The organism is Paenibacillus sp. FSL R7-0652 (assembly GCF_038595045.1).
Taxonomy (GTDB): Bacteria; Bacillota; Bacilli; order Paenibacillales; family Paenibacillaceae; genus Paenibacillus.
Window position 1 is genome coordinate 2,745,304 of the sequence record NZ_CP152001.1, and the last position, 25,437, is coordinate 2,770,740.

The 25,437-nt window shown below is 48.2% G+C and carries 19 protein-coding genes; 12 read left to right on the forward strand and 7 right to left on the reverse strand.

The window, feature by feature from the left end; genetic code table 11:
* Positions 1-26: 26 nt before the first annotated feature.
* The 3 genes from MKY97_RS12650 (at position 27) to MKY97_RS12660 (ending at position 3,157) form a co-directional block, all read left to right on the forward strand.
* Positions 27-779, forward strand: a complete 753-nt coding sequence (locus MKY97_RS12650) for a hypothetical protein (RefSeq protein WP_342555757.1) — start codon at positions 27-29, stop codon at positions 777-779.
* Positions 780-896: 117 nt separating this feature from the next.
* A complete protein-coding gene (locus MKY97_RS12655; protein ID WP_342555758.1) occupies positions 897-1,916 on the forward strand; it encodes an alpha/beta hydrolase family protein in 1,020 nt (339 codons plus the stop codon).
* 65 nt (positions 1,917-1,981) lie between these two features.
* Positions 1,982-3,157, forward strand: coding sequence for a GDSL-type esterase/lipase family protein (locus tag MKY97_RS12660; RefSeq protein WP_342555759.1), 1,176 nt, complete (start codon positions 1,982-1,984; stop codon positions 3,155-3,157).
* A 372-nt stretch (positions 3,158-3,529) separates the two neighbouring features.
* On the opposite strand, the gene mnhG is transcribed toward MKY97_RS12660, so the two are convergent.
* The 6 genes from mnhG to MKY97_RS12690 are packed head-to-tail and all read right to left on the reverse strand — an operon-like array spanning position 3,530 to position 9,438.
* Entirely contained in the window at positions 3,530-3,922 is a 393-nt protein-coding gene (gene mnhG, locus MKY97_RS12665; protein WP_342555760.1) for a monovalent cation/H(+) antiporter subunit G, read from the reverse strand.
* Positions 3,906-4,190 (reverse strand): Na(+)/H(+) antiporter subunit F1, encoded by a 285-nt coding sequence (locus MKY97_RS12670; RefSeq protein ID WP_110896037.1) that lies wholly within the window; start codon positions 4,188-4,190, stop codon positions 3,906-3,908. Before MKY97_RS12670 ends, mnhG begins: the two co-directional genes overlap by 17 nt.
* Positions 4,190-4,666: a Na+/H+ antiporter subunit E gene (locus tag MKY97_RS12675; protein WP_342555761.1), complete on the reverse strand. Its 477-nt coding sequence runs from the start codon at positions 4,664-4,666 to the stop codon at positions 4,190-4,192. Before MKY97_RS12675 ends, MKY97_RS12670 begins: the two co-directional genes overlap by 1 nt.
* Before the next feature lie 6 nt (positions 4,667-4,672).
* Positions 4,673-6,151 carry a Na+/H+ antiporter subunit D gene (locus tag MKY97_RS12680; protein ID WP_342555762.1) on the reverse strand — a complete coding sequence of 493 codons (1,479 nt, stop codon included), beginning with the start codon at positions 6,149-6,151 and terminating at the stop codon, positions 4,673-4,675.
* The gene (locus tag MKY97_RS12685; protein ID WP_342555763.1) at positions 6,144-6,482 is read right to left on the reverse strand and encodes a Na(+)/H(+) antiporter subunit C; all 339 of its coding nucleotides are present in this window, start codon (positions 6,480-6,482) and stop codon (positions 6,144-6,146) included. The genes MKY97_RS12680 and MKY97_RS12685 overlap by 8 nt, the downstream gene beginning before the upstream one ends.
* A 1-nt stretch (position 6,483) precedes the next feature.
* Positions 6,484-9,438 carry a Na+/H+ antiporter subunit A gene (locus tag MKY97_RS12690; RefSeq protein ID WP_342555764.1) on the reverse strand — a complete coding sequence of 985 codons (2,955 nt, stop codon included), beginning with the start codon at positions 9,436-9,438 and terminating at the stop codon, positions 6,484-6,486.
* 308 nt (positions 9,439-9,746) lie between these two features.
* On the opposite strand from MKY97_RS12690, the gene MKY97_RS12695 reads away from it, so the two are divergent.
* The gene (locus MKY97_RS12695) at positions 9,747-11,387 is read left to right on the forward strand and encodes a diguanylate cyclase (RefSeq protein WP_342555765.1); all 1,641 of its coding nucleotides are present in this window, start codon (positions 9,747-9,749) and stop codon (positions 11,385-11,387) included.
* Positions 11,388-11,469: 82 nt separating this feature from the next.
* Positions 11,470-11,991: a hypothetical protein gene (locus MKY97_RS12700; protein WP_342555766.1), complete on the forward strand. Its 522-nt coding sequence runs from the start codon at positions 11,470-11,472 to the stop codon at positions 11,989-11,991.
* A gap of 117 nt (positions 11,992-12,108) precedes the next feature.
* Here the strand turns inward: MKY97_RS12700 and MKY97_RS12705 are convergent, their stop codons facing one another.
* Positions 12,109-13,227, reverse strand: a complete 1,119-nt coding sequence (locus MKY97_RS12705) for a GGDEF domain-containing protein (RefSeq protein WP_342555767.1) — start codon at positions 13,225-13,227, stop codon at positions 12,109-12,111.
* 189 nt (positions 13,228-13,416) lie between these two features.
* Here MKY97_RS12705 and MKY97_RS12710 point away from each other — a divergent pair, with 189 nt between their 5' ends.
* The 7 genes from MKY97_RS12710 to MKY97_RS12740 all read left to right on the forward strand — a co-directional run bounded on the left by MKY97_RS12710 (position 13,417) and on the right by MKY97_RS12740 (position 25,377).
* Positions 13,417-20,193 (forward strand): hypothetical protein, encoded by a 6,777-nt coding sequence (locus tag MKY97_RS12710; protein WP_342555768.1) that lies wholly within the window; start codon positions 13,417-13,419, stop codon positions 20,191-20,193.
* A complete protein-coding gene (locus MKY97_RS12715; protein ID WP_342555769.1) occupies positions 20,190-21,899 on the forward strand; it encodes a DUF11 domain-containing protein in 1,710 nt (569 codons plus the stop codon). The genes MKY97_RS12710 and MKY97_RS12715 overlap by 4 nt, the downstream gene beginning before the upstream one ends.
* 156 nt (positions 21,900-22,055) lie before the next feature.
* Complete coding sequence (locus tag MKY97_RS12720) at positions 22,056-22,313, forward strand: YolD-like family protein (protein ID WP_090920584.1); 258 nt, start codon at positions 22,056-22,058, stop codon at positions 22,311-22,313.
* A 104-nt stretch (positions 22,314-22,417) separates the two neighbouring features.
* Entirely contained in the window at positions 22,418-22,537 is a 120-nt protein-coding gene (locus tag MKY97_RS12725; RefSeq protein WP_111272660.1) for a dihydroorotate dehydrogenase, read from the forward strand.
* A 169-nt stretch (positions 22,538-22,706) separates the two neighbouring features.
* Positions 22,707-23,210 carry a ferritin gene (locus tag MKY97_RS12730; protein ID WP_342555770.1) on the forward strand — a complete coding sequence of 168 codons (504 nt, stop codon included), beginning with the start codon at positions 22,707-22,709 and terminating at the stop codon, positions 23,208-23,210.
* 487 nt (positions 23,211-23,697) lie between these two features.
* Positions 23,698-24,438: a polysaccharide deacetylase family protein gene (locus MKY97_RS12735; RefSeq protein ID WP_342555771.1), complete on the forward strand. Its 741-nt coding sequence runs from the start codon at positions 23,698-23,700 to the stop codon at positions 24,436-24,438.
* A 51-nt stretch (positions 24,439-24,489) separates the two neighbouring features.
* Positions 24,490-25,377 carry a hypothetical protein gene (locus tag MKY97_RS12740; protein ID WP_342555772.1) on the forward strand — a complete coding sequence of 296 codons (888 nt, stop codon included), beginning with the start codon at positions 24,490-24,492 and terminating at the stop codon, positions 25,375-25,377.
* Positions 25,378-25,437 lie beyond the last annotated feature (60 nt).

The window sequence follows — 25,437 nt, forward strand, 5'->3', positions numbered from 1 at the left end:
ATCTGCTGGAGAGGGAGGGGCTATTCTTGCTCGCATTATTAAGGAAAGATATAAAAACCCTGAATTGGAAGAGATCTTTGACGATGCAGGCGTTGATGTTCGGCATATTTTTTGTGTTTACGTTAGGTCAGCTGGGGGAGATAGAAGCTGATCTGGGCCTGTCTATCGATGGGATGATTCCGCTGCTGCATCAGTTAAATAAAAGCCAGGAGCATCGTTTGATCTTTACAAATTCTATAATGGCGGTCGGTTTCCTATCGTCTGCACTAGTGTTTGCACTTTATGTAGGCATTCCACACGTACTGCAGTTCTTTACCAAAGAAAAGGCCGAAAAAAATCTGAGTTTTCTGCTGGCAGTAGTGTCGAAGCCTAATAAAATCATGCTTGCTGTGTGGTTATTTGCATTCATTCGTGTGGTCGCGATGGCATTGATTAATGGTGTTCTCATCTGGTTTGTATTTACCGCTTTGGGGTTCAGATCTATAGGATCAGTCCATTTTTTTTCTTCCGGTTTAACCATATTACTGTGCATCGGTGCATTTCTCTACCTTGCCAATGCTGTTGTGTGGGCCACTAATGGGAGTGAAATGGTGCTGAAGATGTATAGAGTTATGATTTTGGTTGGCATCGTCGCCGCATTTCCAGCAGTCAACTATTTACGGATGGATTTCAGTTTCCTGGACTTCCGCTATGCTTTACTTAGTGCCGGCGTACTGGTCATAACTTTACTTCTTTCAAGCCTGCTGACACGATGTTTTAAAGTTGAAAAAGTGGTCTGAAGTCATAAACTAAAGGTGGCGGGGAGTTTACTTCTAGTACTATAATAGAGTGAGGTTACCAAATATTTCAATTCTAGATTTGTATTATACCAGCACATACAGGAGGGATACTGGACGATGTCCGATATCGAAGCTTATCTGCAGCAGCAAACCAATCTTCGGGGTCGTTCTGCCTATGACGCGGAGCAGCCTTTGGCGTTATGGCAGCAAGAATTGCGCACACATGTACAAGAGCGACTAGGTGGTTCTCCGACGGTGACAGCAGCATTAAATCCTGTCGTACTGGAGCATAACGTATGTGATGGGTACATCCGGGAAAGGATTGAAATTACAACCTATGCAGGGTTGCGTATGCCTGTGTATATTCTGACACCCCAAAATGTAAGCGCTACCTACAAGGAGATACCCGCTGTTATTGCTTGTCATGGCCATGGGTACGGAAGCCGGGAAATCTGTGGTTTGGAGCCGGATGGTTCACCGCGTAAGGGAGAGCCAGGATTACACAAAGATTTCGCGTTAGCTCTCGTGAAGCGGGGTTACATCGTTGCGGCGCCGGAACTGCTGGGTTTTGGTGATCGAAGGTTGGAGGAGGACCGTGAAGCGCCACCAGGGACAAGCTCATGCACCAAGATCGCTGCGCATCTGCTTATGTCAGGTCACACTCTTGCAGGACATCGTGTATATGAAACCAGACGTGTACTGGATTATTTGCTGACGCGTCCGGAAGTGGACACAGAGCGAATCGGAAGTATGGGTATTTCGGGCGGCGGATTGGTTACAGCTTTCACGGCTGCTCTGGATGAACGATGTAAAGCTGCTGTTGTTAGCGGCTATGCAAGCACTTTCCACGGGAGTATACTGGATCGCAATCATTGTCTTGATAACTATATCCCGGGGATTTTACAGGAAGCCGAGCTGCCGGATATCATCGGTCTGATTGCTCCAAGACCTCTTTTTCTGGAGATTGGGAGTGAAGACCTTGTGTTTCCACTTCATTCGGCGCAGGAGGCTCACGAACGCTTGAAAAAGATCTACACACATGCGGATGCTGGACAGGCACTGGATGCCGATTATTTTGCAGGAGGACATGAGATTAGCGGTGCAAGAGCCTATGACTGGCTGCAGCAAGTCTTATAATTTTTATCTCAATCAGGGTCCTTAGGGGTACAAATCGTGTCATTTTAATTCGAGAGGAGTGCTTGATGATGAAATGGTCAACTTCTTTACGGATGATGTTATGTACTGTACTTGCTGCATGTACGCTTGCAGTTGGATTTGGCGGTGATCAAGGAGAGATAGCCGAGGCTGCATCGGATCACTACAAATTTGATTTTGGTGCTGGAGCAGTAGAGAACGGATATATCGGAGTGTCTGCCTCAACCGCCTATACCCCTTCAAAGGGTTTTGGTTTCAACACACCTGCTAATATGAGGAATGTTTCCGCTTCAGGCAGTGGTGTTCGTAGTGATGCAGTTCAATTCCTGAAGTTTGGAACAAAAAGTGATAACACCTTTAATGTTGATCTGCCGAACGGGTTGTATGAGGTCAAAGTGATTCTGGGTAATACCTCCAGAGCCAGTGTAGCGGCAGAGGGGGTCTACCAGATCATGAATATGACGGGAAACGGAGCATCAGATCAATTTCAGATTCCGGTGACCGACGGACAGCTGAATCTGCTGATCACCGAGGGCAAGGAGGGCACCGCGTTTACGCTTAGTGCACTTGAAATAAGAAAACTGTCCAACCAGCCCGTGACCAATCGCACAATCTATATCGGCGGAGATTCGACGGTGTGCAATTATTATCCGCTTGGCAGCAGCGTGCAGGGAGGCTGGGGACAGATGCTCCCATCTTATGTGAATAATGCGACCTTCCAGGTTCGTAATATGGCGACAGGCGGGCAGATTGCCAGAGGATTCCGTAATGACGGACAGATGGAAGCCATTCTGAAGTATATCAAACCGGGTGATTACTTCATACTGCAGCTTGGAATTAACGATACCAATGCCAAAAACAATACAACAGAAGCACAATTCAAGGAAATTATGCGGGATATGGTTCGTCAGGCGAAGAGTAAAGGAGCCACGGTGGTTCTCTCTACACCTCAGGGCCGGGCCACAGACTTTAACTCGGCAAATGTGCATCAAGCGGAGAACCGCTGGTATAATGCCTCTACACGTGCGTTGGCACAAGAAGAGGGTGTAACTCTCATGGACTTGAACAAGTTAAGCTCTGCATACTTTACTTCTATTGGTCCGGCTGCAACGCTGGCACTGTATATGAATGGCGACAGCCTGCACCCGAATCGTCAGGGAGCTGCGCAGCTTGCTCGCATTGTGGCTGCGGATTTGAAACGCCAAGGTTTAAACGGCTTTTGAGAAAAGAATGACGAGTCGATACTTTTGAGCTGAATCGGAGTATACTAACCCAATGAAATGGTATCAGAAATACCCCGGAGGAAAGTCGCTAAAGAAGCGATACATCCTCCGGGGTATGTTGTTTCACTTTATATTTGCCACGATATAAGTTGAATTATTTTTTACAAATTAACGGAGAGGACAGAAAAAACCTGAACAAGCGAAGCTAAAAGCTTTCTGAAAGAAAGCTAACATCGGAAGCATACACTTCGCCTTTATCCCCGGATTTTCCCCTTTGGAAAGGGAATCAAAAAAATCTGTGGATAACAGCGGTCGGAAGGTTATTCTGTCATCGGAGTGTTCCGTGTAAACCGTTTAATCAATTTATATAAGCTATTCCATCATGTCCTTCGCTTCGTGATTCATCTTTTTCCCTTTTAACAGCGGTTCGAGTTCGTCCTGCACACTTTGCTCCCACAGAGGCACATCGGTTCGGTAAGCAGCTCGGCCATTCAGATGTCCGGCTACAGGCGCTGTGATGAACACAAACAGAATACCGAGCAGCAGGCGGGCACTGATATAGTTGTCAAAGTACCAAAAGAAGAAAAATGCACCACTCAGTACACAAAACACGCCAAGCGTCATGCTTTTGGTGGCAGCGTGAGCACGCAAGTATACGTCAGGCAGGCGAAGGAGTCCGAATGCACTAAGAGCGCTGAGCAGGGCACCAAGCAGTACAAGCACACCAATCGCTGTTTCAGCCGTTCCGCTAACGATCTCCTTCATTTTTAAACACCGCCCCTCGTTCGATATAGCGTGCAAATGCCACCGTGCTTAGAAAAGCGAGAATGCCGATCAGCAAAATAATATCCAAATATGCTTGTGTCTGCAGCATCATGGAAAGTACGGCTACAATGGCGATGACATTGATACCGATCGTATCGAGTGCGGTAATGCGGTCGGCCATGGAAGGTCCGCGAAGAACCCGGTACAAGCAGGCCAGAATCGCCAAAGATAGAATGAGCAGCGAGATAAACAGCAGTGAGGATAACATTAACGTGTCACCTCCATGATTGCTTTTTCAAAGGTATTCTGGATGTCATTTCTCAGTTTTTCTTCATCTTTGATGTCCAGTGCGTGTATAAAAAGCTTACGCTGATTGCCCGAGATTTCGAGGGGCAGCGATCCTGGTGTCAATGAGATCATTAGACAGAGCAGGGTCACTTCCCAATCTGAGGATAATTGGGTTCGATAGGTGAAAATGCCTGGACGAATGTCGAGCTTAGGTTTGATAATCTCGCGAATAACCCCGATGCTTGCTCGAACGAGTTCTTTAAACAGCAGCATAATTAGCTTAAGGATCGCCCATACCCGAACAATGTAAAAGCGCTGCGGGAAGAAACGGCGCATACCTCCGATCAACAGCAGCCCGAGCATATATCCAATCAGAAAACCAATACCGTTCCAGGCATTATTTAGAAACATCCAGACAAAGGCAATGATAAGATTGAGTACAATTTGAAAGGCCATAGACATCTACTCCTTCAATACGGCATCAATATAAATATTGGGATGCAGCAGAATATCGCCAGCGCGGGAAGTCAGCTGGAACATGCCCTCAGCGCCCAGGCCCATGACGATGATGAATGCAAACAAAATTCCGGCAGGAATCAGCAGGCCGTTCACCGCGTAAGGACGTCTGGCCATACCCGCAGGAGGCTCACCCCAAAATGCCTGAATGAAGATGCGGAGTACAGAATACAGCATGAGCAGACTTGAGAGCACGGCTATACCGGTTAAACCATATAATCCAGCCTCCAGGCCGCCTTCAAAAAGCAGCAGTTTTCCGGGGAATCCACTGAATGGAGGCAGGCCCGCAAGTGCAAGTGCGCTGATGAAAAACATCCACCCCAGCACCGGATAACGCTGGATCAGTCCACCCATGTTGTCGAGTCTCGATGTACCCGCTACGGCAATTAGAGCACCCCCGAGCAGGAAAAGAAGCGTTTTGATCAGCATATCATGCAGCATATAGAACAGCAGCCCTTCCAGCGCAGTACGGCTGGCCGCGGCCATTCCGAATGCAACGAATCCAACACCAGCCACGACGTTATAGATCAGAATCTTGTTCACATCACGATACGAGATCGCACCAACCACTCCCAGAACCATCGTTGCACCAGCCATCCAGCCAATCAAGGCATGGAAGAAGTCCGGATCATGATAGAAAATCAGAGTAAAGGTCCGCACAATGGCATACAGGCCAACTTTGGTGAGCAGACCTGCGAACAGTGCAGTAACAACAGCGGGCGGTGCTGCATAAGAGCCGGACAACCAGAAGAATAGAAATAAACCGGCTTTAATACTGAATACGATGAGGAAAAGGACGGCAATCAGCGTGACAACTCCGCTCTGACCGACTTCCGCAATTCGAACCGACAAGTCGGCCATGTTCAGCGTACCTGTGATCGAATAGAGAAAGCCTATTGAAGCTACAAATAAAGCGGAGGATACTATATTAATCAATACATATTTGATCGTCTCGCGCAGCTGTCTTTCCGTTCCCCCAAGCACGATAAGTGCATAGGAGGAGATCAGCATCAGTTCAAAGCTGACAAACAAGTTGAACAAGTCACCGGTGAGAAAAGAGGCATTCACACCTGCAATCAGAAAATGAAAAAATGGATAAAAATGATGCTGCTCCCGTTCCTTGTTGATGCTTCGAAACGCATAGAGCAGGCAGGCCAGCGCAATAATGGATGCAGCCACCACAAGCAGAGCTGCGACCATGTCGGCAACAAGCACGATGCCGTAAGGAGCTGACCAGCCGCCCATATTCAGCGTCAGAACGCCAGATTGAGCTACACGAATGATAAGTATCGTAGAGGCCGCAGCCGCAGCCAACAGCCCGACAACACTCACGAAACGCTGTATATATACTCTCCGGAAGAACAGCAGGGCAAGAACCCCGGTGATCAGTGGAAGCAGGATCGGCAGCACGACAAGATTATTCATATGGGCGCCTCCTTACTTCTTCCATATCGTCCGTCTTCAGCTTCAGATAAGAACGATAAGACAGAACAAAGAAGAAAGCAGTCAGGCCAAAATTGATAACAATTGACGTCAGAATTAGGGCCTGAGGCAGCGGATCAACATATTTCTCAGCCATTTCTCCGAGTAATGGAGGAGCACCGGTTTTGAGACGAGACATGGTAATTAACAGCAGATGCACCCCGTGTGTCAGAATGGACATGCCAAGCACGATGCGGAGCAGGCTCCGTGACAAGATGAGAAAGACGGCAACCGCGAACAAAATGCCTACGGCCACACACATCAAAATTTCCATATCAACGATCCTCCCCGATCTGTAAAATGATAGTCATGGTGACGCCCAGAACAGCGAGATATACGCCAAGATCGAACAGCATCGCTGTGGCAAGTTCCGTCTCACCCAGCAGCGGAAGTTCGAAATATCCGAATGTCTGGCTGAGGAATGGAACACCGAACAGGAATGAACCTGCACCAGTGAGCAGGGCTATGCCCAAACCGATGGCTGTCAAACTTCGGAAATCGATGGGCAGCGCTTTGCGTATCGTATCTGTACTGAAGGCAAGAGCGATAAGCACAAGGGCTGCTGCTGTGACGAGGCCGCCAATAAATCCTCCGCCTGGATTATGGTGTCCGGCAAAGAACAGATGCATCGCGAAGGTCAGGATGATAAATACAACCACTTTTGTCGTCGTTTGCAGGAGCACATCATTACTCTGCAGGGGTACCGTGTCCCAAGACAATGTACTGCGCTCGCGGTTTCCGTATTTTTTGGTGTTGTCTGCCTCGTCATCGAGTTCGGCTTCTTCGTCTTGTTTTTCTTCTTTCTTACGGAATTTCAGTCTGGCTCCGAGATCTTTGGCTTCGAGGTTCAGATTGATCATGGAATAGATGGATAGAGAGGCCACACCAAGAACCATAATCTCCAGCATCGTATCGTAGCCGCGGAAGTCAACCAGGAGCACATTCACGACGTTTTTCCCGCCTGCTGAACTGTATGCTTCCTGAAGAAAGAAAGCGGATATGCTGTCGAGTGAAGCTGTACCGCTGGCAGCAAGAGCAACCATGGTCATCACCACTCCGACAGAAATGGCTACAATCATATTGACCGTTATATAACGGGGACTTGACTTCCCACGCTGTAACTCAGGCAGATGGTAGAAACAGAGCAGGAACAGCGCTACGGAGACGGTCTCTACGATCATCTGTGTCAGTGCCAAATCTGGTGCACGGAACAGGACGAACAGCAACGTAACCAGATAACCGACAGCGCCGGTCATAATGACGGCAGATAACCGGTTCTTGGCAAAAGGGATAGAGACAGCAGCTGCAATCAATGTAATCAGCAGCACCACTTCATAGAACGAGTAAGGTGCATGATCCTGTACATTCCAGGTAATATTTTCTCCAGAGCGGAAAAATGCGTAGACCAGCAAAGCGACTGTGAAGGAAAAAATATAAACCAGGTAATTACGAACGGAGCCATTCATATAAGCTTCGGTCCACCTGCGTGCAAAGTGCTGTACGTTGTCCAGAACAACATGGTACATGTTGTTGATCGTCAATCCCTGTGGATAGTGCTCATAAATATTCCTCCATCGTGGCAGCAGCTTGTAAAGCATGACACCGAGTACAACAACACCGATGGTCATGAACAATTCGGGAGTCCAGCCATGCCATAAAGAGAAATGTACATCAAAGCGTTCATCTCCATTCACGAGGGAAGGAAGAACGGCTGCCATCGCCGGTTCGATCAGCGACCCCGACAGGAGGTCTGGAAAGAGTCCAAATGTGATGACGAGAGTTCCCAGAATGATCGGTGGAATGAGCAGACCGGCAGGCGCTTCATGTAATTTCTCGGCTGGAAGCTCATTTCGGCTACGACCGAGGAATGTTTTGAACACGAAAATGAGAGCGTAGATCAGGGTAAATATACTGGCCAGCCACGCGATAACAGGGAGCAGGATACTCCATGAACCTAAGCCAAAGATACGGAGATCTGTGCTTTGTACCATGGCTTGAAAGAACAATTCCTTACTGATAAATCCGTTAAAAGGCGGGATACCTGCCATGGCGAGTGAGCCGATGAGAGCCAGGCTGAACGTGATCGGCATGAATGCTGCCAGTCCGCCAAGTTTGCGGATGTCCCTTGTGCCTGTCTCGTGATCGACAATGCCGGCAACCATAAACAGTGCGGCTTTGAATGTCCCGTGATTGAATAGATGGAGCAGCGCAGCCGTGATTGCTGCGGTATACAATGCCGAGGATTCGCCATATCCGAAATAGAGAGCAGCAGATCCGACCCCGAATAGGGACATAATCAGACCCAGTTGAGAGATGGTTGAATAGGCAAGAATGGCTTTGAGATCATTTTTCTTCACAGCTAGAAATGATCCGTAACTCAATGTGAGCAGTCCCACTCCGGTTACCAACCAGAACCATAATCCCTGACCACCAAAGATGGGTGTGAAGCGGGCAACCACGTACAGTCCAGCTTTGACCATGGTGGCAGAGTGCAGGTACGCACTAACAGGTGTTGGAGCTTCCATGGCATCGGGAAGCCAGATGTGAAACGGGAATTGTGCCGATTTCGTGAACGCTCCAATCAGAATCAGAACAAGGGCGGGCAGGAACAACGAACTATCCTGAATCTGTCCCCATTCCATAATGGTTGCACGGATGCTGAAGGTGCCTGTCATCAGATACATCAGCATGAATCCGGCCAGCATGGCGAACCCGCCAAAGACGGTAATCAGGAATGATTTTTGTGCGCCGGATGTTGAAGCTTTGCGCTTGTAGTGAAAGGCGATTAACAAAAATGAAGTAATACTTGTGAGCTCCCAGAAGGCATACAGTACAATCATATTGTCTGACAATACGACGCCAAGCATCGCTCCCATGAACATTAACAGATAGAGGTAGAAGCGGTTCAGTGCCTCTGTTTTGCTCATATAAAAAATGGAGTAAAAGACGACAAGTACACCGATCCCGCTAATCAGAAGCGTTAACAGCAAGCTCAGTCCGTCCAGATATAGATTAAATCCGATGTCCAAGGAAGGAATCCATGGGATCTGACCGGATACCGGTTGGCGCTGGGATACAGCAGGAATCAGATTTGCAAAATAAACGAATAACGATGCCGGTACAAGCAGTACCAGCCATCCCAGATGAATTTTACTGAATAGTCTGTGCAGCAGGGACAGAAGGATGCCAGCTGCAAAAGGCAAAATAACAGCAGCGTGAAGCAGGCTCAAATAATTACACCCCCAATGTTTATTTTCTCGTCGTTCTCTCTGTGACATACAGGCGCAATCCCCTAAGGATATGCTTGCTCTCTATATTCATAACCCAAGTTTGTATATACAGAATCGTGACTATTCTTTGAATGGAAGAAACTCGGTGCTGTTTTGGCCCGAAATTGTATGGATACATATATTAATAAAGCAGTGAAAAATACCGATATTAGTTCAACAGAAGATAGAGCTGTTTTTCCCTTTTTGCATCAAACAGAAGTTGACTGGTAAAATGGTTAGAGCGGTTCACCGTATATGCAGGAGGTTGTATGTCATTCAAACTTAGAACGGTGCTTACCGTCATTTTTGCAGTATTATCCTTGTTAGTTATATTGACAATCGGATCCCTTTTCAGTCAAAAATCATTCGACGCTGTGGAAACCGAAATCGGCCATTCACTGGAGAGTACAGCCGCACAGGCAGCAGACAAGCTGGATCGTTTCATGTATGCCCGGTCAGGTGAAATGGATCTTCTGGGCAGCATGGCATCCTTGAATGATCAATTTAAACCTGCAGATATCCAGATTCTGCTGGATCAGCTCCAGAATAGCTTTCCCTCATTCTCCTGGGTTGGATTCATCGACCCCAAAGGAAAAGTGCTCGCAGCTACCGATGGCATTCTTTTGGGGAAAAATTTGTCCGAACGGCCTGTGTTTCAGGAGGGAATCAAGGGTAAATTTATTGGAGATGTACATAATGCGGTGCTGCTGGCCAAACTGCTGCCCAACCCGTCCGGCGAGCCGCTGCAGTTCGTGGATATCAGCTTTCCGCTATTGGACAGCCGCGGTCAGATTCGTGGTGTATTAGCAGCACATCTCAGCTGGGCATGGGCCAAGGAGGTCGAGTCCTCCGTGCTCGTTCCGTTAGAACGGGATGAGAAGGATCTTGAATTCTTTATCGTTAGCAGGAAAGAGCACACGGTTCTGCTCGGCCCCAAAGATTGGTTAGGTAAACCCCTTGAATTGGATCGAATAGGTGAAGGCCATAAGAGCAAAATCGGCTGGTCAAGCGAGAAGTGGCCGGATGGAAAAGATTATGTTACTGGATTTGCGTATAGTCAGGGGTATAAAGATTATCCGGGACTAGGGTGGACGATCGTTATTCGACAGGTCCAATCGACTGCATTTGCTTCTGTTATGGATCTGATGTGGTTTAACATATGTTCAGGTTTCATTGTGACACTGCTGTTTGCACTGATTGGCTGGCTTCTATCCAGAAAGATCTCGGCCCCGCTGGTTCGGCTGACCAGAGTTGCAGACCGTCTCGGTGCTGGAGAGAATGTAGATATCCCTGAGAATAAAGGCATAACGGAGATTGAAGCATTGTCACGTTCGCTGCGCAACATGTTATCTTCCATTCTGGATAAGGACTCGGAACTGGTTGTTATGCAAAATTTGGCACATTATGATCAGCTTACCGGATTGAAGAATCGTACAGCGCTTGAAGTGTATCTTGAGGAGTCACTTGAAATGGAAAGTGAGGATCACACACTTACTTTTCTCTATCTGGATCTGGATGGTTTCAAGAGTGTGAATGATACGCTTGGGCATCAGACCGGAGATATACTGCTTCAAAAAGTAGCTCAACGTCTTACCGCTCTGAGTCATGAGCATGGCATTACGGTCCGACTTGGCGGTGACGAATTCCTGATCGTATTTCGCTCTGCTTTAGATGATCCACGGCAGGAAGCGATCCAGTATGCCCAAGACGTGATTCAAAGTCTGAACAAACCCTTTATTATCGAATACGAACGGGTTCACATCGGGTGCAGTATTGGCGGAGCCGAGTATCCGACCAATAGTACCAATCCAAGTGATATTATACGAATGGCCGATGAGGCACTCTACCGTTCCAAACGTGCGGGCAAGAACAGAGTGACCTTTTATTCCGAGTTGGATGAGACACCTTAGCATATACTAAAGCGGTGACTATTCAATTCAGCGAGCTTCAGATTTTGTACAAACGCTGTTTGAACGGAGGGCGGGATTTCAATTGACTGGAAAATACACGAATGTACCTTATGGTTATGAACCTGCTGCGTCCAGCCGTAAAGGCACACTGGTCTTCTATGATTCGTTTGAGCATGTGACGGACGAGCAGCTTGAACGAGCAGCGGTGATCATGGACGCGCGAGCTTTTGCACAGCTGGTGCTGTTTCCGTTACACGAGAGCACAGTGAGACGAATGAGCCGAGATGCGGTACAGCCGTATTACAAAAGGGAGGACCGTCTTCATGAATGGCGGCGAGATCAGTCCTCTTCCATGATCCGTGTAGAGGGTCTGGAAGGGAAACGTAAAAAGTATACTCCCATGGACACAGCACTTAGGCATATTCAAGCCGAATACCCTGCACCTCTTTTTCTATATATGACTGCGGCGATGGCCAATCAATGGGCTTCCTTTGACTCTTTCACAGACTGGATTAAGGAGCTGCGGCTTATCATTGACGGTCAACCCGGAGAGATGCACCCAAGGTTGGAACAATATCGTCACCGCTGGGAGTGGGCAGATTAGTGGAAAAAGGCGAATCCAGAGGAAAAAGCGGATCGCTGCAAACAGAAAAGTTGTGCTGTAGACCCGGGTAAATCGGATACAGCACAACTTTATTTCCTGGAATGATGATGGATCGAATCAAGCTGAAACCATTGATGTTACGGTTTTATTTTTACCCGTACGTTTGGCCGCATACAAGCAGGCATCTACCTCTTCAAACAACTTGTCTTTGCTCAGATTAAGACGGTAGCCTTTGAGACCAATACTTACTGTTATGGAAGATCCACCGAGTTCAAGATGCCTGATAAGTGCAATCTTTTGCCGGATGTGTTCGACCAGACCATAGGCCTCCTCAAAGGATTGTTCAAACATTAACAAAGCGAATTCTTCTCCGCCATACCGTGCAGCAATGTCACTCGCTGTAATACTCTCCTGAATAATCAAAGACACCTTCTCCAATATAATGTCACCAACGCGGTGACCATACGTATCATTGATTATTTTGAAATCATCAATATCAATCAGTGCCAGATGCAGGCTCATCCCATTATGCGCATATTCAAGTGCCTTCTCATAATAATCTTTGAAGGAGCTTTGATTATATAGGTTGGTTAGTCCGTCTGTTTTTGACTGTTTGGCGATAATCGCATTCTTGACAATAAGGTCATTTTCGGCATTCATACTGGCCTGCAGATCTTCCAGCACTTCGACGCCGCTGGTCACAATGATCTGTGCAACATACGTTGCAATAACCAAAAAGGCCGGAATTGAAACCATGTCGAACGAGTTCAGATAGGCTCGGTAGGCCGAATCGAACAAAAGCAGACCATATCCTGCCATCTGCAGCCCGAAAACAAACCACAGACGCTTTCGGTCAAAAAACAGCACAGAGGCAAAGATCGGCAGCAGGCATATGGCGAGCATAATCCGAATGTCGTAATTGACATGGATAGTGGTCCAGGCGATCACTGTACTGGTTATTGACATGGTATAGAACGAGTAGGAAGGAAATTTTCGATCCACATAGCTGGCAAACAAGATGCAAAACGCAGCTATAGCCGTGGGCCAAAATAGGACGTTTACTATAAAATCCAGGGGGGCGAGATCATATTTAAGAAAAAGATAACAACCAATCTGAATTAAAAAATGAGAAACGATAACAACCCAGTACGCATGAAGCATTTTACGTATCCATTTGGAATGTTTGATCTCATACTCACTTGGAATATAGTTGTTTTGTTCTGATGTATTGTTCATATATCACCGCTGACTGCATCAAAATGATACGACAGACAACTCTCGTATAAGTTGATTATAAGATACAATCGGCAAAACGCAAGCGATAAAATGTGAAGTATGATAATTAACCTTACATAATCATCCACAGGTTACCCAAACCCACAGGACAACCAAACTTTCGGATGTGGACATACAAATTTATGGGCGATGCTTCATAGACTAACAACAAGCTCTACTGCCGTGCCGGAGTATTATTTTGCTGAAGGGCAGGTGAATTTCATTCCTCTTGTCGTTCGTTCCACCGTCAACGCTACAGGGGCAATTACGTTTACGGGTAACACACTTGGACTAAGCCGTTCCGATACGGCAGGAGTACCAGGAACTCTGGACAGTATCGGAGGATTTACAACCACGAATACAGCTTTGACATACGGGACGTATCCTGCGGGAACAACCAGTCTTTACCAGAGCAATAGTTCAGCAGCAATTCTGGTTCTGCCAGCAGGCACTACAGTTCTGTATGCGGAGCTGATCTGGGGCGGAAGTTATATTAATGGAACGGTTAACCTCAGTTCGGCAATCAACAATCCGGTTTCGTTTACGACCCCTGCGGGAACATTCAGTGTTACGCCAGACCCAGCCACATATAATCAGTTCGATCTTGGCAGCAACGCAGCAGGATATGTGCGGTCGGCTAACGTCACCACCCTTGTACAAAATGGAGGAGCAGGTACATATATCACAGGTGGAGTCGTAGGCACGATCGTCATCACTAATGATTCAACAGCCAATCATGCAGGCTGGACATTGGGCGTGATCTACCAAAATGGAAATCTGCCTTTTCGGAATATGTCCCTGCGTGCGGGCGGGGTACTGGTTCAAGCCTCTTCGGCGCCCGTAGTAACTACGCTTACAGGTTTTGCTACACCTATATCCGGAGCGCTGGGTGGCAGAGCCCTGTTCAGTGCGCAGGAGGGGGATGCGAATCGGACAGGGGATCAGGCGTTGTTTGGGCCGACTTCAGCTGCCTCAGTCGCACTCTCCGGACCGAATAATCTGGCGGCTAACTTTTTTGCGTCACAAATTAATGGCGATACAGGCGCGCTCAATACTACAGGTACGTTTGGAACCCGCAATCAGATCAATGGAGCACCCGGAACAAATATTGTCGGAGGGCGTCAGGGCTGGGATATCACCAATGTGGATGTGTCTGCCAGGTTGATCAACAACCAGTCTTCGGCAGTGTTAACTCTTACTACATCCGGTGATGCATATATCGTCAATGCCAACGCCATACAAGTGGACATTAATGCACCACGAATTACTGTTGCGAAATCTTTTACGGCTGCGGGGGCTGTGGCCGGGGATATTGTGACGTACACAGCAACAATTACCAATGGCGGCTCGGCAAGTGCGGCCAGTGTAGTGCTGTCGGATACGCTGCCGACAGGCCTAACGTTTGTGCCTGGCAGTATTACGGTAGGCGGGGTGTCTAGGCCCACGCTGGATGTGACATCAGGTATACCCTTAGGTTCTTTGAATCTGAACAGCAGTGTGGTCGTCACCTACCGTGCCCAGATTGCAAATGATGCAGGTATTCTGCAGCTCTTCAATTCCGCGAATGCAGCATTTACGTTTCAAAGTGTTGCCGGGGGTCCCGTCATTAGTGGTGTTATTCCTTCGAATAACGCAGCACTTACTGTATACTCACCCAACCTGTCCATTGTGAAATCTGCCAACTCAACGAATGCTACAGTGGGCGATCAGGTGACCTATACGCTTCAGGTGACTAACGGAGGAAATGTAGGAGCAAATGTCACTATTAGTGATAATATTCCCGCTGGAAGTACGTATGTCGCTGGCAGCTTTCGTGTCAATGGAACGGTTATTGCAGGAGCTAACCCGGCTGCAGGGGTGAATTTGGGTACACTGGCTGCGGGAAGTGTAACCACAATTACGTTTCAGGTACTGGTGACCAGCCTGCCTACACCGCCGACATTGGTTGACCAGGCTTCCGCGACTTACTCGTTTAACTCGCCAGACGGACGGACGATTACGGGGACTGCGGCATCGAATACATTGACCATTCCGGTAACGCTGCCTAATGTTACTGTTCTGAAGACAGCCACAGTTATGGATGTCGCAGTTGGAGAGACATTTACGTATTCGGTGGTCACAACGAACGGAGGCATACAACCGATCAGCAGTGTAATTCTGACGGATAGTCTTCCGTCAGGGCTGATTTTTGTGCCTGGAAGTGTAACGGTTCGGGGTACAAGTGTACCCTCAGCCAATCCGGCAAGTGGAATTGCGCTGGGAACCATCAATGCCGGGACCTCCGCAGCGGTGACGTTTCAGGTCAGTGTGCAGTCTCTACCAGCGGGCGGCTCGCTGCTTAACCGAGCCACGGTCTCGTACAGTTCCGGAGCATTCACGGGCATTTCGAACTCAAACGCAGTAACAACACCTGTGTACCAGCCTGTGATTAACATTGTGAAATCGGCAAGCCAAACCAATACAACACAGGGGGATCAGCTTGCCTACACACTCGTGGTCAGCAATACCGGAAATCTTGCTGCACAAGTCAATGTAACAGATACCATTCCTGCGGGTCTGACTTTTGTACCTGATTCGGTAACCGTTAATGGCACTCCAAGACCGGGAACGAGTCCTTTGACCGGGATTACACTGGGAAGTATTGCGCCCGGAGGAAGCGCAAGCGTTATATTCCGAGCCACTCTGACTACAATTCCTTCTCCACCTGTATTAGAGAATCAGGGGACTGCCGCATACACCTATCAGCTTCCAAGTGGGAGGAATTTATCCGGCAGCTCGGTTTCCAATGTCATTCGCATCCCTGCTTCCGCGCCCAATATTACTGTATCCAAAACGGTCAACACGACAGATGGCACAGTCGGAGATGCACTCACGTACAGGGTAGTCATCACAAATGCCGGTGGGGGTGCTGTGCAAAATCTGGTGCTCTCCGACACACCATCATCAGGATCTGAATTCATAGCGGGGACGGTCACAGTGGGCGGAGTGGTGCAGAGTAATGCCAGTCCGGTCGCAGGCATCGCCCTGGGGACCTTAAGCAATTCCTCCAGTGTCACGGTAACTTATCAGACGCGGGTCACTGCTGTTCCCGCATCAGGTGTAGTGAGCAATAGGGCAAGCGCTGCTTTTACTTCCGGCAGTTTCAACGGTGTGTCTTCATCGGTGACGGTGAACACCCCCATCTACCAACCGGTCATTCAAGCATTGAAGTCCGCGAGTACGTCGAGTCTGACTGTCGGAGACACATTTAATTACAATGTTCAAATCACCAACACAGGTAATATTCCGGCATTGGTTACATTGACCGATCCGGTTCCTGCCGGAGCTGTATTTGTTACAAACAGTGTCTTGATTAATGGAAACCCGGCTCCGGGGGTAAGTCCCAATTCGGGAATCAGTCTCGGCTCCTTGGCTGCCGGAGCATCTGTGACGGTGTCTTTCCTTGCAACTGCTGCAAGTCTGCCAGATCCAAGACAATTGATTAACCAAGCTGCTGCCTCATACAGCTGCACACTGCCAAGCGGAAGGGTCATTGCAGGTTTTGCTTCATCCAATACGGTCGCGATCCCTGTGTCCCTGCCCAATGTCAGCATCGTTAAAAGTGATAACGCTGATTATGGCGTGGTCGGGGATGTAATCCGTTATACTTCTTTGATTCGAAATAACGGAACAGTCGCGGTCAACAATGTCATATTTATTGATTCACTGCCTTCGAACACCCCATTTATACCCGGAAGTGTCCTGGTGAACGGCACTGCATCACCGCTCTCCAATCCGACCGCCGGCATTCCAATCGGTACTTTGGCCCCGGGAGCTGAAGTAACCGTAACTTTTGAGGTGAGGATAACTATGCCGATTCCTTCCCAGATTAACAATCAGTCGACGGTCAGCTTTACTTCCGGTTCATTTTCGGGATCATCATCTTCGAATACAACCCAGACCCCTGTCATACAGCCGCAGATTGCTCTTGTTAAAACAGCAAACACGATAAATGCGACTGTCGGTGATACTGTCGTGTATACCATAACGGTGAGTAATGCGGGTAACCTTCAGGCGAATGTTACTGTCACGGATACGATCCCGGCTGCGACGACCTTTGTGCCCAACAGTGTGGTGGTTTCGGGTGTGCCGCAGCCGGGAGTTACGCCCGGCACTGGCATTCCGGTAGGTACTGTAGCGGCGGGAGGCACAGCGGTTGTCACGTTTGCCGTAGTTGTGGATTCTCTGCCATCTCCACAGCATCTCAGTAATTTTGCATCATCCACCTTTACCTTTACACCGCCTGACGGTCGAACGTTGACTGGCACGGCGACTTCAAACACACTTACTTTTCCTGTTTCATCGCCTAACGTAAGTGTGGTAAAAAGCACAGCATCTACAGCCGCAACCGTGGGTGACACGGTCGTTTATTCCGTACTGGTCACTAACAGCGGTATCGCACCTGTGAACAGTGTGCAGTTTTCTGATCCCATCCCATCCGGTGCTTCATTTGTTTCAGGTAGTGTGTCGGTGAACGGTGTATCACAACCGGCGGCCAGTCCATCGGGCGGAATACCGCTGGGGACGCTTGCACCAGGCGGGACGGCAGCCGTTACGTTTAGCATCATTGTTAACGACATTCCTCCGAACAATCAGCTGAGCAATCGCTCAACCATTACATTCACCTCCGGCACATTTTCGGGTACAACGTTCTCTAATACCGTGTTAACTCCGGTGTTTCAGCCCGTATTAACAGCCCAGAAAACAGCCAGCACACAGAATGCTACCGTTGGGGATACGGTCAGTTATACGATCAGTGTGAGCAATCAGGGGAATTTCGGAGCACAGATTAATCTGACAGACAATCTGCCAGCGGGTACCGCACTTGTGCCGAACAGCGTCATTGTTAACGGTCAGCCCCTGCCAGCCGCAAGTCCTGCGGCGGGAATTCCTGCCGGAACAGCTGCAGCCGGAGCAACCACAACCATCACTTTTTCCGTTGTGATTGAGACACTCCCTAGTCCGCAGCAGCTTGTCAATCAGGCTTCAGTTGCGCTATCGTTCACTCTGCCGGATGGAAGAAGTATCACTCGATCCGTACTTTCCAATGTGCTGACGATCCCTGTATCCGCACCTGACGTGGCTGTTGTCAAGTCAACCACTTCTACAGCAGCATCTGTAGGGGATATCGTAACGTACAGCATTGCAGTATCGAACAATGGCATTGCGAATGTCAGCAATGTCATATTTACGGATGCTTTGCCAGCAAGTACAGTACTCGCGCCAAGCGGTGTTTTTGTGGATGGCGTGCTGCGTCCTAATGCCAACCCTTCTACGGGGATTACACTGGGCTCCATTGCACCTGGGGCGACAGTTACGGTTGTATTCAGCGTAAGAGTTACAAGTCTGCCGTCGAGTGCTGTGTTAAACAATCAATCGACAGTGAGTTTTACATCCGGAGCGTTTTCTGCCACTACGTTCTCTAACACGGTCTCGACCCCGGTATATCAACCTATTCTGGCAGCAGTCAAAACAGGAGATCAAGCTATTGCCACGGTGGGGGATACCGTCATTTACAGTATTGCTGTAACGAATACCGGAAACTATGGTGCTTCTGTAACACTGACCGATACCATTCCTGCGGGTACAGAGTTTGTGCCTAATAGTGTCATTATTAATGGAGCATCAGCACCAGGCGTTGATCCTGCTTCAGGTATTTCACTTGGCGTGGTATCCACCACGACAATCGTGACATTTTCCATTGTTATCACAACACTCCCAGTAAGCCAGTCCATTACCAATCAGGCATCAGCTGCGTATACGTATACGCTGCCGGACGGAAGAACACTTGGGGGGAGCATTACATCGAATGCACTGATTATTCAGGTCTCTGCACCGAATGTGACTGTTGTAAAAACAACAACATCTACAGATGCGGTCGTAGGCGATACGATTGTTTATGAGATGGTGGTGACCAACAGCGGTATTGACCCGGTGAACAACATTGTCCTGACCGATCCAATCGACCCTGCAACCACCTTTGTTACAGGAAGTGTATTGGTTAACGGTACACCGCGTGCTTCGGCGAACCCTGCACTAGGTATTGCACTCGGTACACTGGCTCCTGGAGAGTCCATCGCCGTTTCATATGCTGTACGTGTCAACTCACTTCCATCGCCGCCGCAAGTCAGCAGTCAATCTTCTGTAAGCTTTACATCGGGTGTGTTTTCTGGTGCAGCGTATTCCAATACGATTGTTACTCCGATCTACCAGCCGATTATTACGGTAGCCAAAACAGCCAGCACATCGAATGCGACCATCGGTGACGACATTGTGTACTCCTTTACGATCAATAACAGCGGCAATCTGGTTGCGGATCTTACCTTAACCGATAACATCCCAGCTGGTGCTGTACTGCTCCCGAACAGTGTACTGATTGATGGTATACCGCAGCCGGGTGCCAATCCCGAAGCCGGTATCGTTGTAGGCAGCATTCCTCCTGGTGGTTCTGTGAATGTAACCGTCACTCTGGGCGTTACTGTCGATTCACTGCCTCAAAACCAGCAGCTGAGCAACCAGGCTGTCGCGAACTATACATTCAGTCCGCCAGACGGACGCGTATTGACGGGAACGGTATCGTCCAACGTACTGATCATTCCTGTATCTGCTCCAAATGTGGTTGTTGTCAAAAGCACCAGTGCCATCGATGCTGTCGTGGGCGATGTAATCACATATACCGTAGTGGTGACCAACAGCGGTATAGAAACGGTAAACAATGTGGTCATGGTTGACCCTGTGCCAGCGGGTACTGTATTTGTACCGGGAAGTGTCGTAGTTAACGGCGTGGCGAGACCCACAGGTAATCCGAATACGGGAATTACGCTGGGTTCCATTGCTGCCGGAGCTTCAACCACCGTTACATTTAATGTAGAGGTTGTGGTGATATGAGCGAGATTCCAGGTACGTTGTCCCACTGGTTAAAGAATCAGTCACTGGTTCGATTCAGCTCGGGTACGACTGAACTGGAACAGGTGGCATATTCCAACACGGTCGTCACGCCATGGATTGGCCCTCGAATTAAAGTAAGCAAAAGATGCAGTGTAACAACAGCCGTTCTGGGTCAATCTCTGACGTACCAGATTGAAATTATAAATACGGGAAACCGCACGGCCGTTGTCCGTGTAGTGGACCCGATCTCCTCGGAGACATCACTTCTACCGAACAGTGTACTTCGTGACGGCATTCCCCTGCCGGGAGTCTCTCCAGTACAGGGGCTGCCTCCTGCAGAAGTTGCACCGGGTGCGGTGCTGAACTATCACTTTCAGGTCGTTATTGTGCGGGTTCCATCTGCACTCAAGCTGCTGAACCAGGCAGAGGTGAATTATGAGTTTGTTACTACAGAAGGCAGAACGGTTAGCGGCTCAGAGAGATCCAACATGGTTGAAGTGCACATCGAAACATCGCGGCTCGAAGTGAGTCTTCAAGTAGACCGAACTCACACATTTGCCGGAGATATATTAATGTACACGGTTCTTGTGAATAATCCGGGTTTTGCTGCGGCAGCAGATGCTGTGTTGATCGTGGCTTTGCCAGCAGGTGTTATTTTTATTCCGGCGAGTGTGACGATTAACGATATGTTCGCACCGCAGGTCACACCGGATGCTGGAATTGATCTTGGAGACATTGGACCAGGTCGTGTTATTCGCGTACAGTATCGGGTACAGGTCACAGGTGGTCAGGTGGGGGATCAATTAACAAGTACGGCTGTGTTGAGATATTTTACAGCTACAGCCGGCGCCCAGGAAACGGTTGATTCGAACGAAGTCACATTGGTTATTGTTGAACCTCGGATATCGATTGTCAAAACGGTGGCGCCTGCAGCGGCGGCACCTGGAGAACGGGTACGATATCATATTACTCTGTCTAATCAAAGTCATTATGCGGTGGATGCAAAACTTCAGGATGTCCTTCCCAGCTCGCTGCTCTTTGTTGAAGGAAGCCTCAGCTGGAACGGAGTTAAACGTCCAGGCACAAACCCGAACACAGTGATAGATCTGGGTACATTAACTGCCCGCTCGGAGCTGCATATTCAATTTGAAGCCCAACTTGCAGGGGCAGCGGGTACAGAGGGTGAAGTTAATAATTTTCAGCGCAGTTACGTGAATCGGGCGGTACTGCTCTATACATTCCGCCTGCCGGACTCTCGCGTAGTTCAGAGAAGACTTGTTTCGAATGAAGCTGTTCTGGAATTCAGAGCACCTGTTATTCACGTTTATGTGGAGGTTTTTCCTGCCATTGTAGAGCAGGGAGGAACAGTCACTTTCAATGTAAGGGTCAGCAACACGGGTTCGCTGCCTGCACGCGTGCAGGTAGGGAATATTCTGCCTCAGGGTGCCAAATGGGTGGGACAGGAGGACGGTCAGATGCAGCTGAACGTTCCGGAATATTCCACACCAAGGTATCTTCACATCGGCGAGCTGGGTCCGAATTCGGAAAAGGAGCTTGCTTACCTTGTGCAGCTGGCCCCTGAACAAACCGGTATACAGCAGGGATATTTGACGGCTCTCTACACGTATGAGTGGAACGAACAAAAGCGTTCTGGAGAGACCAGGTCCAATGAATACAGCATTCTGGTAGAAGACCAGGATGAGTAGGGGATGGAGAGCGAATACAAGTGGAAACATACGAATGTTTTTACCGAAAAAAGGTGTCATGACATTACACAAACGTAAATGAATGGTATACTGATTGAATATGCACTCGGCACACAACCGTGGAATCGGGACGTCGTAGTAGAGGAGGCAGCCGCATTGGCGAAAGCAAAAGTTGCAAAAAGACCCACACGGGATGAGTTTGAACTGGAGGAACTGGGGAACCAATTAGTAGAGGCTTTTCATGAACGCTCAGAAGTGCTGCTCACGGTCTGGGGCAAAGAAGAGCAGGTGCAGGGGATTATTGTAAAGATGGATTCCCGCACGCGTCTTGTTCATGTAGAGCATACGGAAGAAGAATTCACGGCGAAAGTGCCATTTATGGATATTATGCAGGTGCAGTCGCCGCGTTACTGATTAAAAAATAGGTAAACAGGATTTAAACAATAGGGCATTCGCCCTGTCAAAGTATCCTTCTCTGCATAAGATAACCCATACCTGTTGCAGAGGAGGTACAGTCAATGAGCGAAGTTGTAGGTGGAGAAACAAGAGGTTACGGCTATGGTGGTTTTACTTCCGTAGGCGCGATTCTGGTTCTGTTCATCCTGTTGGTAATCATCTCCAAAGCGTTCTTGGTATAATCATTTCTACCCGAAATGATGAAAAGAAGCTCTGCCGTCACGGCAGAGCTTTTTTTATTCCAGCGTGTTCTCGTCAATCCTTGACGAATGATGTAGAAAAGCGGGTGCAAGCGGCTTTCATATTATGTTAAAATAAAAGCATTCCCACAGAAAGAAAGAGGTGCTTTTCATGAGTCAAGAACTGACTGCGTCGTTGAACGAGCAGATGAACTTTGAGTTTTATTCCGCTCATGTCTACATGGCGATGGCTGCATATTGTTCCAGCAAAAGTCTGGATGGATTTGCCAACTTCTTCATCGTGCAGGCGGAAGAAGAGCGTTTCCATGGTATGAAAATTTATAAGTTCCTGAATGATCGCGGACACCGCGCTACCCTTGCGGCGATGCCTGAACCGAAGAACGAATACAGCTCCATGCTGGATGTATTTGAACACGGTTATGCGCATGAGCAGCAGAACACGAAGAAGTTCTACGCCCTGGCGGATATCGCATTGAATGAGCGTGAACACGCTACAATGTATTTCTTGAAGTGGTTCATTGATGAGCAGGTCGAAGAGGAAGCTCTGTTTGATAATATCATTCAAAAGCTCCGCCGTATCGAAAATGACAGCAACGCTTTCTACATGCTGGATGCAGAGTTCGGCAAACGTTCATTTACGGCTCCTGCGGAGTAAGGAGAGCAGAACTTCCGAATATCATGGCTGTTACGGTTTTGGCACAGCTTAATAACTCGATAACCGGATGCTTCATTAACAGTACATACCGTATACCAGCTGCAATATTTAAAGAAGAGCAGCGAGGGCGTTTGAGAAAATGGTCATCGTCCCTTCAGGTCGCGGCTTCACGGAAGAAAGCCTGCATACGTGCAGGCTTTTTTTGCTGTGCTGAATGAAAATAAATAGAAGTCTATCAAAATGCTAAAATAGGGTAATAGAGTATATGTCAGAATTGATCTATTCTTACGGGCGCATACACAAGATCAAATCTATCAAAATCGTTTTAATTTTTAAGTTTATCTGACAAAAGTGTAACTCTACCGTAGCCTTTGAAGCGAGAAGAGCTGGTCGTGTCTCTGATACTATTAAAATTAATCGCCATGGGATACGAGTAGAAACGATTACACACACCCGGGGAAAAACACACATAAGGGAGACTATTATTATGCTGCACATTCGTAAATCATTACTTACCACACTTGCCATCTTACTTTTGTTTCCACTGTTATTCATGCCGCATTCTGCCTCGGCTGCATCATCCAAGGAGAAAGCGGTCAGCAAGGCTAACGCCAAGATCATCTACTTGACATTTGATGACGGTCCTTCAGCTCATACCGGAGAGCTTCTCGATATTTTGGATCAATATAAAGTCAAAGCTACATTTTTTATGCTCGGACCTCATATGGAACAATATAAAAAAAGCACGCAGCGTATTGTAAAGGAAGGACATGGTCTTGGCCTGCACGGTGTAACACATGAGGTTAGTAAATTTTACAAAACAGCTTATAGTGGATTAAAAGAAATGCAGCAGGCTAATGAGAGCCTGAACAAAGCTGCGGGAGTTAAAACGAGTCTTGTGCGTACGCCATATGGCAGCAAGCCATATCTCAAGACGGCCTATCGCAATGCGCTTCTCGGTCAAGGCGGATTCCATTTGTGGGACTGGAACGTCGATTCCCTGGATTGGAAATACAAAAAAGATCATCAGAAAGTGTACAACAACGTGATGTCGCAGGTTCACAAGGTGAACAAAAACGGGATTACTCCGATCGTGCTGATGCATGATCAGGAAGCGACATTGAAAGTACTGCCTCAAGTGTTGAAAACACTGAAGGCTGAAGGATATCAATTCGAGATTTTAACGAAGAGTGTACAGCCGGTGAATTTCTGGAATGACAAGCGGTAACATTGTATTAACGTTACAACGAGTTCAGTTCTAACTCAGGAGGTGCACATCATGAAAAAACACACATTATGGATGACGATTCCGGTGACGACGGCTGTTCTGCTTGCTCTGGCTGGCTGCGGAGGAACAAACTCGAATCAGACATCTGCCGCCGGAAGCACACCCCCAGCAGCAGCCGGAGATTCTACTCAGGCCGAAAAAGGGAATACCGCTGCTTCTGATTCAGGGGATTCGGGCGCGTCAGGGAGCACAGAGACAGCCGGATCGAACTCAAACGGAAGTAATTCCCATCCAGAGTTATCCGATGTCAATGACGTTGTTAAGTCGGTACGCAGTGAGTTGAAGATGTCCGGCGCTGTGCTGCCAACTTCTTTTCCACTACCCAAAGACCGATATTTGGGCGCGGTGATTACGACAAACACATCCGATGCATTTCTTGTGAACTTCTACAAGGCTTCCAAACCTGCTGGGTTAAATGATCCATCACTAACCAAATCAAATAGTAAAGTGCCTTGGCTCGCCAGCTACGAGGTGAAAACATATTCCAATCCGAATCAAACGGATATCTTTCCGGAAACGAATCTGGACAACTTTCCAGAGGATATGACGGTTGATCTTGGACACGGTATTAAAGGTATGGTTGAAGGGGCCGCTGGAAGTCAGTACCTGACGTGGCAGGAAGGTCGGTGGACGATGCAAATTCGCTCCGTCTCCGAAGATCAGATGAATAACCCGGGGATCGCGAAGAAAATGGTCGACTACCTGGAGACACATATGCTGCCTGCTCCTAAAGACAAAGGATATGTTAACGTGGAGTATGCCAGTGGGGGCAAAACGGTTCGCGTGACCATCTCATGGCAGGACGGCAAGCAAATTCATCAGCTGAAAACGGAGCAGGTACCGCTGGATGCACTGCAGATGGTTGTGTCGGTAAAATAATTCAGGTGAGTAACACAAAAAGCTTGGCACAGGGGAGTGACTCCTGGACCAAGCTTTTTT